Genomic DNA, 17,279 nt, shown 5'->3' with positions numbered 1-17,279 from the left:
GAAAATCAACCCGGCTTCCCCCAAAGTTCCACATTTTGGGGGTATAGCGTGGGGGTAGCTTTTCGACGTCCTGCGCGCTCATACCCACAGGATCTCGAAGGGCGGAAACGGCAAGTTTCTAAGAAGAAACCATATCATTGCAGCGCTGATCACCATGGTGAGCGCACCCGGCCAGCGCTCCCAGCTTGGAAGATCACGCCCGGAGCGTCGAAAAGCCCAAGCAATAGCACTCCATGCCATAAGCGGCACAAAGAGCAGCAGTAGGGCATTAAAGTGCGCGGCCTGGACCAGATCGCCTTCGCTGAGCGCGTACACCATCCTTGATGCCCCACAAAGCGGGCAGCACAGCCCAAAGAGGGTTTTGGAGGGGCACACGGGGATCGGGCCGCCGGGGGTGGTGGGATCGGCCAGGCGCAGCAACACCACCGCTGCCCCCGTGGCTCCGGCAAGGCCAAGCAGGGGGAGTGTGGCGCTGGCGAAGGTTTTAGCCATTTGGTTTAACCAGGGGGAAGGCGATGGTTTGGCGGATGTTCTTATCGCAGAGCATCATCACCAGTCGGTCGATGCCCATGCCCATACCGCCCGAGGGCGGCATGGCGTACTCCAGGGCTTTGAGGAAGTCCTCGTCAACCTCCATGGCCTCTGGGTCACCACCGGCAGCAAGCAGCGATTGCTCCATAAAGCGCTCGCGCTGGACCACCGGATCAATCAACTCCGAATAGGCCGTGGCAACCTCGGCGCCAAAACAGATCAAATCCCATTTCTCTGCCACGCGCGGATCCTTGCGGTGCTGGCGAGTTAGCGGCGAGACATCGGTGGGGAAATCAATATAGAAGGTGGGCTCGATGGCGAATTGCTCGCTGAGCTCCTCGTGCAACTCAATCACCAAGGCCCCGCGCGAAAGCCCGGCATGGTCAATGCCGTGGGTTTCGGCCAGATCTTGTAACTGCTCAATGGGGGTATCGGGAGTAATGGGCAGCCCAGTTGCCTCGGCAATGCCCTCGTGCACACTGATCACGCGCCAGGGGCGGGAAAGATCTACCTCATGTTCTTTCCCATCAGGGCCTGTGCCTTGGATGCGGGTATGCCCATTGGCTGCCATAGCGGCGTTAAGCACGATGGTGCGGGTTAATTCGCGCATCGAGTTGTAATCGCCATAGGCCTGGTAGGCCTCCAACATGGTGAATTCCGGGTTGTGCGTGGCATCGGCACCCTCATTGCGGAAGTTCCTGCCGATCTCAAACACCCGATCCACGCCACCAACCATGAGGCGCTTGAGATAAAGCTCAGGGGCGATGCGCAGATACAAATCGAGGTTATAGGCGTTGATGTGGGTGCGGAACGGCCGGGCATTCGCACCACCGTGGATGGTTTGTAGCAGCGGAGTCTCAACTTCTAAGAAGGACTGTGTAAGCAAGGTATCGCGTACTGCCTGGATGATTGCGCTGCGGGTTTGCAGGATCCTTCGCGCCTCGGGGTTGCTGATCAAATCCAGGTAGCGCTGGCGCACGCGCACCTCCTCATCCGTAGGCGCAGTGCGAGGCACTGGCCTTAAGGCCTTAGAGGTAAGGCGAATGCTGTCTGCGATCACGCTCGGGGTGCCGTTGCGAGAGGCACCGATGATGCCTTCCACACCCACATGATCGCCAAGCGCAATATCGAATTTCAGGCGACGAAGTGCTTGTGCTCCCACCTGGTCGCGCTCGATGAGCACCTGGAATTCACTATCCCAATCACGCAGGCGATAAAACTGCACGCCACCATGATCACTCCGGCCAATCACGCGGCCAGCCGTGCACACGCGAGTGCCAGGTGCAAGGCCTTCCAGGCTTGCAAGGCGCTGCTCGCGGTGGAAATCGGTGGGGTAGGGATCTTCACCCTCGGCCAAAATCGCCTCACGGCGCTGCATCTTCTGCTTGACCTGCTGAGGGTAATGAGGCTCAGGAATACTGGGCTGAGCGTGGCTTAAGAACTCGACAATCTGAGGATTAGCCGCCTGGTAGATCGGCTGCTCGCGAGCGCCATCGCTGGCAAGGGGGATAGAGATCTGGCCTTCGGCAAGACCAAGAGCTACCGCAATGGCAGCCAAGTCGCTGGAATCACGCCAGCACAGATAGCGGGTGAGCCACTGCGGGTCATACTTCATATTCGAGCGATACAGCTGCTCAATTTGGAACTTGCGCGACATCAGCGCAATAGCCCAGCGGCTAATCCTTTGGGGCATCGTGGCGCCAACGTCCTCGCCAGCGGCGATGGTTTCGCGCAAGAAGGCAAAGTTCAGCGAAACACGCTTCACGCCCAACTCCCTGGCACCCATCAACAGTGCTGCCACCATGAACTCGGTAACACCATTGGCGGCCTGTTCTAGGTCGCGGCGCATCACATCCAGGGAAAGACCAGTACGGCCCCAGGGCACGAAAGAAAGCAAACCCCTTGTCTGGCCTTCGGCATCGAGCGCCTCGACCATCACGCAATCGCCATCGAGTGGATCGCCAAGGCGCCCAAGGGCCATGGAGAAACCGCGATCTTCGCCGTTTTGGCGCCAGCGATCAGCAAAACCGATCAGGCGCTGCATTTCTTGGTCGCTGAGATCCTTATGGCGACGAATCCGAACGCTATAGCCCTCGCCGAGCAGGCGGTGATAGCTACGGTGGACGTCGACAAGCTTGGGGCTATCCAAACGGAAGCGATCAACGTGCACCACTGATTCATCACCGAGGGCACGCACCTTCATACCCGCGCGGGCAAAGGCAGCAGCACCATCCCTCGAGGTACCAATGGCGGCTGGTGCCAGGCCCTGCTGATCTGCAAACTCAAGAAAGGCGTGGATGGCAGCATCCCAGTGATCGCGCGGGCCAACCGGATCGCCGGCCGCAAGGCAAGAATCCATCACATTGCGATACGCCACCGCAGCCTTGCCATCGGGGGAGAAAATCACGCCCTTATCGCGGCGAGTGGCGAAATAACCCAAAGAATCAGCATCCTGCTCATCTTGATCAAGCAACAGCCGACGCAGCGCAAGCTCCTGGTCTAAGCCCTGGAATTGTGTTCTTGCGCGGGCAAAAAGCAGCGCGGCAGCCGAGGCCACGAGCGTGAGCAAAGCACCAAGGCCTAAGACGAACTGCACTTCGGGGATGTAATCATCAGGAGACAAGGTGAGCTGGCGTAGCAAGCGGCTAAATGTGGGGTGCTCATCTGCGAAGAAAAAGCCCACAAGCAGCGCCAGCAGGGCCGTAAGCGCAATGCCAACCACCGCAGTAAGCAAGGCGCGGCGGAAGGCGGCCTCTGAAAGCGGGCCGCTATACGTAGCGCGAGCGCGCACCAAAATGACAAGGAGTGCGAAGAGCACCACAGCCAAGATGCTGATTTGGATGAGGTCTTCTACGCCCAAATAGGGCTGGAGATCTTCAAACGCAAAGGCGGCGCTGCCAAGCAATAACGCAGCACTGAGGAGTTCTACGCCAAAAAATGCCGCGGCAAGCCAGAAGCCGAGGCGCTTGTGGCGCACCAGGGCGTGGGCTGTGACCACCAAAAAGAGCGCCGTGAGGTAGCTCGATCCCACCACGGGGAAGATGTAATTTAAGGCCGCGCCGATTTTTTCGGCCCAGTGGAGGTGTCCGAACAGGCGGATGAACACCACGATGAGTGCGCTGAGGAAAAAATATCCCGGCAGAATTCTTTCCGGGCGTTGCAAAAGACGCATGGTATCCGATCAATTGGGAAACGATTTTAAACAACAATCCTAAACCAAAGGAATCGGGCAGAAAAAGCCCAACAACACCCACTGCGCTGCAATGATGGCCACAACGTTCTCAAGGTGGTCGCGGTACTGCGCGGGTGGTGGCGACGCTGTGGCGAGGAACGCGGTGCTTGCAGCAGTGGGGTTGGAGGGCGTGGTGCTTTAGAGCGGGATATTGCCGTGCTTGCGGGCCGGGCGCTGGACGTGCTTATTGCGCAGCAGGCGCAAATTGCGGCTGATCTGGCCGCGGGTTTCACTGGGCAAAATCACAGCGTCGATCAAGCCACGCTCGGCAGCCAGATAGGGGTTGAGCATGTGTTCTTCGTATTCGCGCTCAAAAGCGGCCGAAAGTTCCACGATGTCTTCTCCTTGCTCTGCTGCGCGAAGGAGTTCCTTGCGGTACAAAAAGCCCACCGCGCCGGCAGCGCCCATCACGGCGATCTGAGCCGTGGGCCACGCAAGGTTTACGTCAGCTCCCAGGCCCTTGGAGCCCATCACGCAGTAGGCGCCACCATAGGCCTTACGCATGGTCACGGTGATTTTCGGCACCGTTGCCTCGCCGTAGGCGTAGAGGAGCTTTGCGCCACGGCGCAAGATGCCGTCATGTTCTTGGCCGGCGCCGGGGAGGAAGCCGGGGACGTCGACAAGCATGACAATGGGGATATTAAAGGCATCGCAGGTACGCACGAAGCGCGCGGCTTTTTCGGAGGCATCAATATCGAGGCAGCCGGCAAATTGCGTGGGTTGGTTTGCCACAAAGCCGATGGATTCGCCCTCGATGCGCCCGAAGGCAGTGACCACGTTATCGGCGCGGCCTTGTTGGATCTCCAGATAGTCGCCATCATCGGTCAAGCAACTAATCACATCGCGCACGTCATAGGGCACGGTGGGGGAGTCGGGGATGATGTGATCTAAGGCCAGGTCATCGGGGTTGAGGTTGGCGTCGATGCTGCCTTCCTCGTGCTCGAAGTGATCCCTGGGCGCGGTGGTGCGGTTATTTGAGGGCAAAAAGGCCACGAGGTCGGAGACGAAGTCGAGGGCGTCTTCATCACTTGAGGCCGTGTAGTGGGCATTGCCCGCCTGCTGAAGGTGGACCCCGGCGCCGCCAAGTTCTTCCTGGGTGATCATCTCGCCGGTCACGGTCTTAATCACATCCGGGCCGGTGACGAACATTTTGGAGCTTTCTTCCACCATCACCACGAAGTCGGTTAATGCGGGTGAGTAGGCGTTGCCGCCGGCACATGCGCCCATGATCACCGAGATCTGCGGTACTACCCCGGAGGCCTTGACGTTTTGGTAGAAGGTTTGGGCAATCAGGTCCAGGGAAACGGCGCCGTCTTGGATGCGTGCGCCAGCACCTTCGTAGAGGCCGATTAATGGGCGGCCGGTGGTGATGGCCAGTTCCATTACCTTGATCATTTTCTCGCCATAGACCTCGCCCAGGGCGCCGCCGAAGACGGTGCCGTCTTGGCTAAAGATGCATACTTCTCTGCCGTCGATGGTGCCCCAGCCGGTGACGATGCCGTCGGTGGCGGGCCGCTTGTGTTCCATGCCAAAGGCGTGGGTGCGGTGACGTGCGAGCTGGTCGGTTTCGATGAAGGAGCCCTCGTCGAGGAGGTAGTCCAGGCGCTCGCGGGCGGTGAGTCGCTTGGCGTTTCGCACTCGATCCAGTGCGTTCTCACCCATGGGTGCGGCTGCTTCGCGTCGACGTGCTTTAAAGTCTGCGATCTTCCCGGCGGTGGTGGTGAGATCCTTGAGCGCTTCAACATCTACAAAAGGTGAGGAAATAGTCATGTTTTGGAATCTTAAGGTTGTTTCTAAAACCAAACAACTATGCGCGCTGTGATAATTGGCACACAAGCTGCTGAGCTGGTGCTTTTAGGGGCAAAAATATATTTGCCAGGCTGCAGCGCAGCGATCAGGCGGGATCTGGCAGGGCGGTCTGCGATCGGGCGGGGCGGTGTGCGATCTGGCGGGGCGGTCTGCGATCGGCCGGGGACGGTCTACGATCGGCCGCTAAGAAGCGCAACCACACTCAAGGCCAACAGACCTTCGAGGCCGATCCGACTAGGATCTAGCACCATGCACCCCCAAGATCCGCGCACCCCGCTAAATATCACTGCTCTACGCAGCCGCCTGGTCGCTCGTGGCCCACTGGCCCGCATCGAGCATGTCGAGACCACCGGATCAACCAACACCGATCTCGTGGCCATGGCCAAACAGGGAGCACCCGCGTGGACCGTGCTATTTGCCGAGCATCAAAGCCAAGGCCGCGGCAGGATGGGGCGCCGCTATGAGTCACCCTCCGGTGCCCAACTCACGCTTTCGCTGTTGCTTCGCCCGCCAGCAAGTTGTGTGCAAAGGCTTGGCCTCATGCCCCTGGCCACAGGCTTAGCGCTTGTCGACGCCCTGCCCAAAGACGCCGGCATCAAGGTGAAATGGCCAAATGACCTCATCATTGAGCACCGCAAACTATGCGGCATTCTTGCCGAGGCCGTAAGCCTTGGCCCTGAACCTGCCGTGGTGATCGGATTGGGGTTAAATACCTCGCTTCGCCGCGATGAACTGCCCGTGCCTCACGCCACCAGCCTGGAGCTTGAGGGCATTGCCTATGAAAGAAATGAACTCGCCGCCCAGGTGATGCTGAGCCTGCACCACCGCTTGAGCCAGTGGCAAGACAATGATCCCGCCCTGATTGAGGATTATCGCGCCGTGTGCGCCACCATCGGCACCGAAGTGCGCGTGATCTTGCCGGGAGATAAAGAACTGCTCGGTACTGCCATCAACGTCAGCGACGCCGGTTTGCTCCTGGTGCGCGATGATGCAGGCGAGGTACATGAGCTGAGCGCCGGCGATGTATTCCACCTGCGTGCCCAGCATGGAGGATATGGAGTGGGCCAATGATCCGCATCGCCCCAGAAGAACAGGTGCGCGCCGATGTCACCGCCTCCTTTGGCTCATTGCTCTACCCGGTGATGGAGCTGGTGGTCATCACCGGGCTGTGCTGGATGGGCATCGGTTGGATGGATCGGGAACACACCTTCCTCGATCCAGGGCCGATGCTGCGCAATGCCCTGGTTGGCCTCTGGTTTATCTTGGTGCTGCTGCGCTTTGTGCTGCCAGTGATCGGGGCACGAAGGCGAAGGATCATCGTTACCGACCACCGCATCATTGCCCGCGATGCGGGGTTGAGCTCAAAGGTGGAATCCATCCCCCTTTCTACGGTGCGCCATGTGCAACGCCGCCGCAAAGACATCACCCTATCTGTGGCAGGGCTGGATCATTTGGTGCTTTTAGAGTCTGTGCCCAAAGCCAAAACCGTGGCAGCCAGCATTGAGGCAGGCATTGTCAATCCCGTGATTTGGTAGGGCAAAGATGCCCAGGCTTTGGCGCTTGGAGCCTTGTGCTTTGCCCATGCGGGGGTACTAGAGGATGTATCCAACACACCTCCCCCGCGTATAGTCAGCGTGGTGATTGAGGCGCAACAGAGCAATGCAGAAGCAAATCAGCAACGTCACCCAGCGCACGCCCCCGATATGCCAATCGTGGCAGTGATCGGCGATGGGCAGCTCGCGCGCATGATGCAAACTGCTGCTATCGAGCTAGGCCAATCGTTGAGGCTTCTAGCCAGTAGCAATGATGCAAGTGCCGCCCAGGTGTGCTCCGATGTGTTGCTCGGAGACTACACCAATCTTGAAGATGTCCGGCGTGCCGCCCAAGGCGCCGATGCCGTGACCTTTGATCACGAGCATGTGCCCAATGAGCACCTCGATGCACTCATTGCCCAAGGTGTAAATGTGCAACCCCGCCCCGAGGCCTTGATTTATGCCCAAGACAAGCTCGAGATGCGCAAGAAATTGCAAGCACTCGGCGCCCCAGTACCGCCTTTCGCGCGCATTGACAGCGTGGAAGATGCCTTGGCGTTTTGGGATCAGGTCCAAGGCGAAGTCTGCCTCAAAGCCCGCCGCGGTGGCTACGACGGCCACGGCGTGTGGTTCCCAGATACCCGCGAAGCGCTCGCCACACAGGTAGGGGAGCTCCTTGAGGCGGGCACCCCACTGATGGCAGAAGAAAAGGTGGCCCTTCGCGGCGAGCTTTCTGCCATGGTCGCGCGCACCCCCAGTGGCGCTACCCAGGCATGGCCGGTGGTGGAATCAGTACAGCGCGATGGTGTGTGCGCCGAGGCGGTAGCCCCTGCCCCCAACCTTGACGTTGCGCTGCGCCAGCAGGCAGAAGAACTCAGCGTGGCCCTTGCCAATGGGCTCGGTGTTACAGGCGTGCTCGCCGTGGAGCTTTTTGTGTGCCAAGGCAAAGATGGTGCTGTGGAGTTGAGCGTCAATGAGTTGGCGATGCGCCCGCATAACACTGGGCACTGGACTCAAGATGGCTGCTGCACCAGCCAATTCGAGCAGCACCTTCGTGCTGTGCTCGACCTGCCTTTGGGCGATACCCACACCACCGCCAACTACACCGTGATGGCCAATGTGTTGGGCGCAGCGCACGATCCCGCCATGCCCATGAACAAACGAGTACTCGAGGTGATGCGCCGCTACCCGAAGGCAAAGATTCACCTCTACGGCAAAGAGCATCGCCCGGGCCGCAAGATTGCCCACGTCAATTTTTGCGGCGAGCACCTCGAAGCCACCCGCAACGCAGCCCAGGCAGCGGCACATTTCCTGGTGCATGCCACCTGGCCAGAACAATCAAGCGAGCAAGGAGAATAAACATGCAACCACTTGTTGGACTCATCATGGGATCCGATTCGGACTGGCCCACCGTGGAGCCGGCCGCGGAGGTTTTAGCGGAATTCGGTGTGCCCTTTGAGGTAGGCGTGGTATCGGCGCACCGCACTCCTGAGAAGATGCTCAACTATGCACAGCAGGCGCATCAGCGCGGATTGAAGGCGATTATTGCTTGCGCCGGGGGTGCAGCGCACCTTCCTGGCATGGTGGCTGCGGCAACTCCGCTGCCGGTGATCGGCATTCCGCGTGCCTTAGATCAGCTCGATGGGATGGATTCTTTGCTCTCTATCGTGCAGATGCCTGCTGGTGTGCCGGTAGCTACGGTGTCGATCGGCGGGGCGCAAAACGCAGGCTTGCTTGCGGTGCGCATCCTCGGCGCTGGCGATGAGCAATTAACCCAGCGCATGGCCGAATACCAAGAGCAGTTGCGTGAAAAGGTTGAGGCAAAAGACGAAGCGCTTCGTCGCAAGCTCATGGGGCAATAACAGCGATGCCAAGGCACACGCCTTGGCATCTTTTTTGTTTCGGTGGCTTTCTTAGGAAGGGTCGTGCCAGCGCCGCCTGATGCGCCATAGGGTCACGGTGGCGATCACAAGCACGAGTGCAAGCAGCGCTGGCCAGACCTTCGGCTCGGGCTGGAAGAGGTTGAGCACTGCTTGGATAAAGGCGAGGAAGGCAAAGAAGCCGACGAATCCGAAGATCGCGTCAAATACGAGTGCCTTGCGCTCGCTGTTGGGGGTGCTCATGGGCGAAAATTCTACGCCTTAATACCGCCTGCAGTCAGACCAGAGACGATTCTGCGTTGGAAAATGAGCACCATGATAATCAGTGGCACCGTGACCAGCGCGCCGGCGGCCATGATGGCGGCGTAGGGGAATTCGAATGCGCTGGGGCCAGAGAAGCGGGCGATAGCTACCGTTACCGGCTCGGTGGCATTGGTAGAAAGCTGCTTGGCCAGCATAAATTCATTCCAGGTGGCAATAAAGGCCAAGATCGCGGTGGTAAACAGCGCCGGTGCTGCCAGTGGCAGCAGGATCAGGCGAAAGGCCTGGGCGCGGGTGGCGCCATCAACGCGGGCGGCTTCTTCTAATTCCCAGGGCAGTTGGCGGAAAAAGCTCACCAGGGTGTAGATGGTAAGCGGCAGCGCGAAGGAGATATTCGGGATGATCAGCGCGCGGTAGGTGCCGATCCAGCCGAGGTTGCCAAAGAGCTGAAAAAGTGGAGTGACCAGCGCAATGCCTGGAAACATCGAGGCGGCCAAGATGATGCCCGTGACGAGCCCTTTGCCGCGGAATTCCAAACGTGCCAGCGCATAGGCGGTAAAAACGCCAATGATCACCGCCAGTGCCGTGGTGCAGAAGCTGATCAAGAGCGAGTTGCCAATGGCGTGCAGGAAGTCATTGCCTTTATCGGTAGCCAGCGCATCGCGGAAATTATCCAGGGTGATGTGGGTAGGCCAGGGTGTGGTGTCGAAGGTGTAGGTGGAATCACGCAGGGCGGTAATCACCATCCAATAAAACGGCGCAAGGCCCCACACGAGGATCAAAACAACACCAAGGTAGTTGCCAATCAGCGATTTTTTCATCGTGCTAACTCCTTGGCTTGTTCTTTCGCTTGTCGACGTTGCTCGCGCGTGCCAGCAATATCTGCACCTAAGAAGCGGATCATGACAAAGGCCACCGCGAAGATCAGCAGGAAGATCAGGGTGGAAAGTGCCGAGGCGGAATTGAAGTGCCCTTGGCGCATGTCTTCCACCACGAGCTGGGAGATGGTGGCAGCAGGCGAGTTGGAAGAAGGCGAGATCATGATTACCGGAAGGTCGTACATGCGCAGCGCGTCGAGGGTTCTAAACAGCACCGCCACCATCAATGCTGGTCGTACCAGTGGCAAGGTGATGTGGATGAATTGCTGGAAGGTGCTTGCACCGTCCACTTTGGCGGCTTCGTAGACGTCTTTGGGGATCATCTGCAGGCCAGCCAGGATCAGCAGCGCCATAAAAGGCGTGGTTTTCCATACATCGGCGATGATCACCGCGGTTCGCGCAGCCCAGGGGTCGGTGGTCCACTGGATCGGCTCGTGGAGCAGCGAGTTAATAATGCCGCGCTCGGCAAAGATGAATTGCCACAGCTTCGCAGTCACTGCCGTGGGAATCGCCCAGGGGATCAGCACTGCTGCGCGGACGAGCCCGCGGCCACGGAACTCCCGATTCATAATCAGCGCCATGCCCATACCCAGGATGATTTCCAGGCTCACCGTCACCACCGTGAAAAAGACGGTGTTGCCCATGGCCGGCCAGAAGTCGGTGGCGATTACTCCATCGGGGCAGGTGCTTGCGCCGGTGGCGCTGGTGCATCGCTGCAGTAGCCAGTATTGGTAGTGCTCGAGGCCGGCGAAGCCACCATCGCTAAACAAACCCGTGGCGGGGTCGATGCCTTTATCGCCTTGAAAGGACAGGTAGATGGCTCGCACGATGGGGTAGCCGATCACTACCGCGAGCACGCAGAGGGCGGGCGCAATCAGCCAGAAGGCAGTGGTGCGTTGCCGCGAGGGAGAGGCCATGGACAAATCCTAGAAGATCAAGCCAAAGGGTGTGTGAAGCTGCATTGCAGCAAGCAGCGCACCTGCACAAAAAGCACAGGTGCGCGAGAGGGGTTTATTGAGCTGCGTTGGCGATGGCTGCCTGCATATCCTTAGCGGCGTCGTCGACGGACTTTTCATCCTTGAGTGCCGCGGTGGCATTGTCTTGGATGGCCTTGGAAATGGCGGGGTAGAAGGGGCTGACAGGACGCGGCTTGGCGTTTTCCAGCGAGATCTTCAGTGCCGGCAGGTAGGGGTACTTTTCCACATAGGCTTCATCGTCGTACACAGAGGCCAGCACGGGTGGGAAGGATGCATCTGCGAAGGACTTCTGGTTGTCTTCGTTCACGATGAACTGCATGAAGTCCAATGCGGTGGCCTTGTGCTTGGAATTGACGTTGATGCCGTTGTTGTAGCCACCGAGGGTGGAAACACCGGTGCCATCTTTGCCCACCAGTGGCGAAACCTCGTACTTGCCCTTTACGGCTGAGTTTTCTGCATCGGCGGTGGTGAACATGTAGGGCCAGTTCACTGCCATGGCGGTTTCGCCGCCGACGAAGGCCTGGTTGGTTTCTTCCTCGGTAGCGGCGATGGAGTTCTTGGCAATCACACCATCCTTGTAGCCATCGACCATGGCCTGAATACCGGCGCGGGATTGTTCTGAATCCACGCTCGGGGTATCGCCATCCATCACATTGCCGCCCCAGCCGTGGATGAAGTCAATGGTGTTTACCGCCAGGCCTTCGTATTGGCTGAGCTGCAGGGTGAGGCAATCGACGTCTTTGTCTTCGATCTTTTCGCAGCTTTCTACCAGTTGCTGCCAGTTCTCCGGTGCCTCTGGCACAAACTCGGTGTTGCGATACAGCAACTGGCCATTGGTGTTTTGAGGAAGCGCATACAGCGTGCCGTTATAGGTGGCCGAATCCACGGTGGATTGCAGCAGGGCTGAGGTATCGACGCTGTAGTCGCCTTCAAGAGGCACGATCCACTGGCGTGCGGCAAATTCTGCAGTCCACGGCAGGTCGAGCGCCATGACGTCGTAGTCGTCATTGCCTGCCTGTAGGGATTGCACGAGGGTTTCGCGCTGCTCATCGGCAGAGCCTGCGAGCTCCTTGAGGGTCACTTCCTCATCGGGGTGCTCTTTATTCCAGGCCTCGATCACGGGGATGATCTTGTCGGTGTCATTTTTGCCCATGGCAAAGGTGATCGGTCCACGCGCTTGGCTATCGCTGGAGGTGGAGGCTGCTTGAGAGTTGGAAGAATCTGAATCGGAGGAGCAGCCGGCCAGTGCAGCGCCAGAGGCTAGTGCCAGGCAAGCAAGCGCTGCGCCGGTGCGGTTGAGGTGTTTCATGGCGTCGAACCCTTTCCTTTTGGTTTCCCCGTTCAAGCTAGTGACGCTGTACGCAGCGCGGGGCGAAAATGGTGTCGATCACCCTATTTCGGGGTTGAGATCTAGACCTCAATCCTGGCGTCCACCCGTTCGGCGCGAGCAATCTCATCCAAGCGTGCCTGGCTTACACCCCCGGTCACCACCACCACTGATCCGCCAGCAGCCATGGGCGCGAGCGCCTTTCTCATCCCCGCTACGTCCTGCCACCCTTCAAGCAACACGCGCTGGGGTTCGGCCTTGGTAGTCCAGGCATCAAGGCGTGGCCCGGGCTCTGGAAATACATCGCCATAGACGCGCACCGTGGGGCCAAAATCAATGGCACCGGGTGGGAGCGTGCCGCCGGTTTCTTCGATGCCACGGCCAAAAGGATCACGGCTGATCAACACAAGCTCACCATCAAAGCCTTCGGGTGCAGCTTCTGCAAAAAGCACATCCTCATCCTGGCCATCACGCACCTCCACTTCGGCTGCGATGCAGCCCAAGGTCAGTACCACGGCTTGCCAGCTACACGGTAGATCCATGCTGATGGCATCGCCGGGGTAGAGGTCGAATTCTTCGCGCAGCATATTGGCCACCTTTGCCGCCCAGTTATCAAGCGTCTGGGCGGAAAAGTCGAGGCGTGCATCGCCGTCATAGATGCTCAGCCTTGGTGCTGCGGGGTCTTGGGCAAGGAGTTGTTCAAGCAGGCGCATAGGCGCTGATGCTAGTTCACGCAGCGTGGACCTTCGCCACCGGCATCAATTTCAGGGCCAACGATGGCCTCGCCGGCATCGGCACCGGGCTCGCCAACGGTGGTAGAGGCCTCGGTGTTTTCTTCTTCTGCCTCCGGGGCTTGTTCCTGTGGGCCTGCATAATCAAAGCCCACGATCACGCTGACGGCATCTTTAGGCTGCTCGCGGTCTTCTTCCACCGGCAAGCCGAGCTTCTGGCTTAATTCCTGGGCCACCTCATCGTCTTTATCGTGGGCGAGGATGACCGAATCGGTGCGCTCTTGCTCATTGCCCGTCTCGCCAATGCTCATGCCCTGGGTGCGCACATACTGCGCCACGGTGCCAGCCAAGCCCTCGGTGGTGGTGGCGTTGTAGACGTTCACCTTCGACTTCTGGGCTTGTTCTTCTGAAGGGGCGCCATTGCCCAGCAGGGAATCGAAGAAGCCACGAACCTGGTCTTGGTCGATGGTCACCACGGATTCGCCATAGGTGCCAGTGCCGTCGATGGAGGTCACGGGGATGGTATTGAACTTCACGTTGCCACCGGCAAGGTTTTGCAACTGGTTGGCAAAGCTCATGATGTCCCAGTCCTCGTCAATGACCACGGAACGCTCCACAGCATTGGCCATATTGTTCAGTGCCTGGGGGTTGGTCAGCGTGCCGGTAGACAGCACCTTATTTACCAAAGAAGCCATGAAGGCCTGCTGGCGCACAATGCGATCGAGGTCGCCGCGGGGAAGGCCATGACGCTGGCGCACAAAGGCAAGGGCTTGGGCACCATTGAGTGTTTGCACACCGGCGGGGAAATCGGCGCCGGAGAATTCATCATAGGTTGGTTCATTCAGACAGACCTCAACGCCACCCACTGCGTCGGTAAGCAAAACAAAGCCCAAAAGACCAACCTCGGCATAGTGGTCAATGGTGACACCGGAAAGGTCTGCTACCTCACGGATCAAGCCCTGGCGGCCAGCCTGGGTGGCCTGCTGTTCAACCGTGCGATCATCGCTCACTCCTTCTTCGAGCAGATCCTGGCGCTTTTGGTCCTTATAGGCCTTATACACGCCGTTGATCTTCATATCCCCGAACTCCTCGTCGTGGATATAGGTATCGCGCGGAATAGAAATGGCGGTGGCGGAACTGCCGTCGTTGGGCACACGGATCAACATGATCGTGTCGGTGTTGTCATTTTGCTCATCACCGGCATGCAGCATCTCAATTTCTTCCGGCGTGAGCGCATTGCCCTGTGCATCGCTACGAGAATCGGATCCCACAAGCAAAATATCGGTGGCGCCATCGGCCGCCTCTTTCACGCCCTTGGCCTCACCCAAAGAGAGGTTGCCGGCAGAAGCGAGGGTATTGCCCAACTTGCCCACGGTGAAATAACCGGCGCCAGAAAGCGCCAAAACCAAAACGCTGAGCACAGCTAATACGGTGCGCAGGCTCCGCGGGCCTTGTTGGCCACGGGTGCGCTCTAGCTGTGGTGCCGGCCGAATATCGCGGTTTCGGCGCATGTTATTGCTCATGGTGTTCCTTGGTGCCTCTGTGGGCGTGCATTAAGTACTCGGAAAAGCAGTGTAGGGCAGACTGGGCCAGAATCTCATAACGCTCGGCCACTGGCTTGGGCAACGTCACAACTTTCCAAGCCTTGGGTAGGCTTTGGATCTGTGAATACTCCAGCCATTGCCGTGATCACCGTTACCTACTCACCGGGTGAGCACCTGGACGCCTTCCTCGATTCTTTAGAGCAGGCCACCACGGGCGACACCCTGTGCGTATTAGCAGATAATGGTTCCACCGATGGCGTGCCAGAACTGGCTGCATCGAAGCGCGAGAACGTGCACTTTGTGCCCACCGGTGGCAATATCGGCTACGGCGCGGGCATGAACGCCGGTGCCGCATGGCTTAAAGGCCAGGACTTCTCCATCGACCCTGAGTATTTCCTTATTGCCAATCCCGATGTGGTGTTTGATCCAGGCAGCATTGATGCGCTGATCGAGTGCGCGAAGCGCTGGCCAGAAGCCGCGGCCATCGGGCCGTATATCCGCCAAGACGATGGCAGCGCCTACCCATCGGCGCGTGCCCTGCCAAACCTGCGCAACGGTATTGGCCATGCGCTGTTGGGCACGATTTGGCCATCAAACCCCTTTACCCAGGAATATCGCGATGGCAACCGCATGGATCAAGAACGCCTAGCCGGTTGGCTCTCGGGGTCCTGTTTGCTGCTGCGCTGGGATGCCTTTGAGCGTATCGGCGGTTTTGATGAGCGCTACTTCATGTACATGGAGGATGTGGATTTAGGTGATCGCCTCGCCCGCGCAGGCTACGACAATGTCTTTTGCCCCCAAGCACAGATCACCCACGCGGTAGGCCATGCCGCGGCCAAAACCCCGGAATCGATGTTGCCTGCCCACCATGAATCGGCCTATCGCTATCAGGCCGATCGTCATCCGCATTGGTGGCAGTTGCCCTTACGCATCCTGCTGAAGGTGGGCTTAGACCTTCGGGCAAAACTTGCTGTGCTGAACGCAAAGCGGAAGCACTAGGAATCGATCGCGCCGGGTCTTGCTCATTGCTGGAAGCTTATAGCAGCAGTTCGGGCGCTATAAAGGCGCTATGTACCCGCATTTGAGGTAGGGATGAAACGCTCGGGGTGATCTAAACGATAGGAAGTTTTCATCCGTGTCACGGCACGCCCTGCTCAGATTTTGCGCGCTTCGGGTTATCGTTTGCTTCGACAGTGATTCTTAAAGGATGGAAGACATGACGAAGCAGAGTCGAAGCGAAACCACCGACGCCGTCATTTTGGTCGGCGGCAAGGGAACGCGTTTGCGTCCCTTAACGGTGAATACGCCGAAGCCTATGCTGCCGACTGCCGGAGTGCCCTTTTTAAAGCACCTGCTTGCCCGCATTCAGGCCGCGGGTATCCGCCACGTGGTGCTTGGCACCTCGTTTAAGGCCGAGGTATTCGAGGAATACTTTGGCAATGGCGAGGATATGGGCTTAGAAATTGAATACGTTGTAGAAGATCAGCCGCTTGGCACCGGCGGTGGTATTCGCAACGTCGCCGATAAGCTGCGTGCAGATACCGTGATGGTGTTTAACGGCGATGTGCTCGGTGGCGCTGAACTTGGCCCCATCCTTGACGCCCACCACCACAATGATGCCGATGTGACCTTGCATTTGGTGCGCGTGCCTGATCCGCGCGCTTTTGGTTGTGTGCCCACTGATGCCGATGGCCGGGTGCAGGCCTTCTTGGAAAAGACCGAGGATCCGCCAACTGATCAGATCAACGCCGGTTGTTACGTGTTTAAGCGTTCGGTGATCGAGGAGATTCCTAAAAATCGCGTGGTCTCTGTCGAGCGCGACACCTTCCCGCTGCTGCTTGAGCAGGGCCGCCGCGTGTTCGGGCATGTAGATAATGCTTATTGGCGCGATATGGGCACCCCGGGCGATTTTGTTCGTGGTTCCTCTGATTTGGTGCGCGGCATTGCTCCTTCGCCGCTGCTTGAGGGAAAGACTGGCGAGTCGCTTGTCGACGAATCCGCTGGGGTTCGTGACGGGGCGTTGCTGCTTGGTGGCACTGTGATTGGTCGTGGCACCGAGGTTGGTGCTGGCTGCCGCTTAGACGATGTGGTGGTCTTTGATGGTGTGACCATTGAGCCAGGTGCGGTGATTGAAGATTCCATCATTGCTGCCGGTGCTCGAATTGGTGCCAATGCTCGTATCCGTGGAGCGGTGATCGGCGAGGGTGCTGTGGTGGGTGCTCGTTGTGAATTGCTCGATGGCATGCGCGTGTGGCCTGGTGTTGAGCTGCCAGATTCGGGGATCCGCTTTAGCTCTGACGCTTAGGCCTTTCTCGGGCTCTTGTGAGGCACACCTAGGGGCGCCACTATATGTAGTGCCCCCGCCTACTACCCCCACCCCTAGAGTTCTGTGACTGATGTGGCGAATGTGAACAACTGCCTGCGTTTTTGGCAAGTGGTGAAGAAAAATTCGCCTAAAAAGTTGCGGATATCTTGTGTTGGCGTGTTGAATCGCAGGTGTGTAATTCATTGTCTCCTTTGATGGGCATTTGGCTCTCTTGGAGGCAGATGAACAGTAAGAAGCCAGGAGCAACCAGA

14 protein-coding genes and 1 pseudogene are annotated in these 17,279 nt (G+C 58.5%); 6 read left to right on the top strand and 9 right to left on the bottom strand.

Annotated elements, in window-relative coordinates; genetic code table 11:
- Positions 1–78: 78 nt before the first annotated feature.
- The 3 genes and pseudogenes from CPPEL_RS08590 to CPPEL_RS08580 form a co-directional block, all read right to left on the bottom strand.
- The gene (locus CPPEL_RS08590; protein WP_123960725.1) at positions 79–492 is read right to left on the bottom strand and encodes a DUF2752 domain-containing protein; all 414 of its coding nucleotides are present in this window, start codon (positions 490–492) and stop codon (positions 79–81) included.
- Positions 485–3,652: pseudogene (gene lysX, locus CPPEL_RS08585) on the bottom strand (bifunctional lysylphosphatidylglycerol synthetase/lysine--tRNA ligase LysX); the annotation flags it as partial. The pseudogene lysX and the gene CPPEL_RS08590, both read right to left, overlap by 8 nt.
- 249 nt (positions 3,653–3,901) lie before the next feature.
- On the bottom strand, positions 3,902–5,533 hold the full coding sequence (locus tag CPPEL_RS08580; protein WP_123960723.1) for an acyl-CoA carboxylase subunit beta: 1,632 nt from the start codon (positions 5,531–5,533) through the stop codon (positions 3,902–3,904).
- Positions 5,534–5,821: 288 nt separating this feature from the next.
- Between CPPEL_RS08580 and CPPEL_RS08575 the strand changes: the two genes are divergently transcribed.
- The 4 genes from CPPEL_RS08575 (at position 5,822) to purE (ending at position 8,966) form a co-directional block, all read left to right on the top strand.
- A complete protein-coding gene (locus tag CPPEL_RS08575) occupies positions 5,822–6,643 on the top strand; it encodes a biotin--[acetyl-CoA-carboxylase] ligase (protein WP_123960722.1) in 822 nt (273 codons plus the stop codon).
- Entirely contained in the window at positions 6,640–7,107 is a 468-nt protein-coding gene (locus CPPEL_RS08570) for a PH domain-containing protein (RefSeq protein ID WP_123960721.1), read from the top strand. The genes CPPEL_RS08575 and CPPEL_RS08570 overlap by 4 nt, the downstream gene beginning before the upstream one ends.
- Before the next feature lie 105 nt (positions 7,108–7,212).
- Complete coding sequence (locus CPPEL_RS08565) at positions 7,213–8,463, top strand: 5-(carboxyamino)imidazole ribonucleotide synthase (protein ID WP_281270523.1); 1,251 nt, start codon at positions 7,213–7,215, stop codon at positions 8,461–8,463.
- 2 nt (positions 8,464–8,465) lie between these two features.
- A complete protein-coding gene (gene purE / locus CPPEL_RS08560) occupies positions 8,466–8,966 on the top strand; it encodes a 5-(carboxyamino)imidazole ribonucleotide mutase (protein ID WP_123960720.1) in 501 nt (166 codons plus the stop codon).
- Between the two features lie 51 nt (positions 8,967–9,017).
- On the opposite strand, the gene CPPEL_RS08555 is transcribed toward purE, so the two are convergent.
- The 6 genes from CPPEL_RS08555 to CPPEL_RS08530 form a co-directional block, all read right to left on the bottom strand.
- The gene (locus CPPEL_RS08555) at positions 9,018–9,227 is read right to left on the bottom strand and encodes a hypothetical protein (RefSeq protein WP_123960719.1); all 210 of its coding nucleotides are present in this window, start codon (positions 9,225–9,227) and stop codon (positions 9,018–9,020) included.
- A gap of 11 nt (positions 9,228–9,238) precedes the next feature.
- Complete coding sequence (locus tag CPPEL_RS08550) at positions 9,239–10,066, bottom strand: carbohydrate ABC transporter permease (RefSeq protein ID WP_123960718.1); 828 nt, start codon at positions 10,064–10,066, stop codon at positions 9,239–9,241.
- The gene (locus tag CPPEL_RS08545; protein ID WP_123960717.1) at positions 10,063–11,040 is read right to left on the bottom strand and encodes a carbohydrate ABC transporter permease; all 978 of its coding nucleotides are present in this window, start codon (positions 11,038–11,040) and stop codon (positions 10,063–10,065) included. Before CPPEL_RS08545 ends, CPPEL_RS08550 begins: the two co-directional genes overlap by 4 nt.
- 94 nt (positions 11,041–11,134) lie before the next feature.
- Complete coding sequence (locus CPPEL_RS08540; protein WP_123960716.1) at positions 11,135–12,409, bottom strand: ABC transporter substrate-binding protein; 1,275 nt, start codon at positions 12,407–12,409, stop codon at positions 11,135–11,137.
- 101 nt (positions 12,410–12,510) lie between these two features.
- Positions 12,511–13,140 carry a TIGR03089 family protein gene (locus CPPEL_RS08535; RefSeq protein ID WP_123960715.1) on the bottom strand — a complete coding sequence of 210 codons (630 nt, stop codon included), beginning with the start codon at positions 13,138–13,140 and terminating at the stop codon, positions 12,511–12,513.
- An 11-nt stretch (positions 13,141–13,151) separates the two neighbouring features.
- Positions 13,152–14,681: an LCP family protein gene (locus tag CPPEL_RS08530; RefSeq protein WP_123960714.1), complete on the bottom strand. Its 1,530-nt coding sequence runs from the start codon at positions 14,679–14,681 to the stop codon at positions 13,152–13,154.
- A 141-nt stretch (positions 14,682–14,822) separates the two neighbouring features.
- Between CPPEL_RS08530 and CPPEL_RS08525 the strand changes: the two genes are divergently transcribed.
- Together CPPEL_RS08525 and manB are read left to right on the top strand one after the other, a co-directional pair.
- Positions 14,823–15,701: a glycosyltransferase family 2 protein gene (locus CPPEL_RS08525; protein WP_245990426.1), complete on the top strand. Its 879-nt coding sequence runs from the start codon at positions 14,823–14,825 to the stop codon at positions 15,699–15,701.
- Between the two features lie 217 nt (positions 15,702–15,918).
- Positions 15,919–17,007, top strand: a complete 1,089-nt coding sequence (gene manB / locus CPPEL_RS08520) for a mannose-1-phosphate guanylyltransferase (protein WP_123960712.1) — start codon at positions 15,919–15,921, stop codon at positions 17,005–17,007.
- The last annotated feature ends 272 nt before the right edge of the window (positions 17,008–17,279 follow it).

Origin of the sequence: Corynebacterium pseudopelargi (assembly GCF_003814005.1) — a bacterium.
Lineage (GTDB): Bacteria > Actinomycetota > Actinomycetes > Mycobacteriales > Mycobacteriaceae > Corynebacterium > Corynebacterium pseudopelargi.
This window is presented reverse-complemented; position numbering and strand designations above follow the sequence as displayed.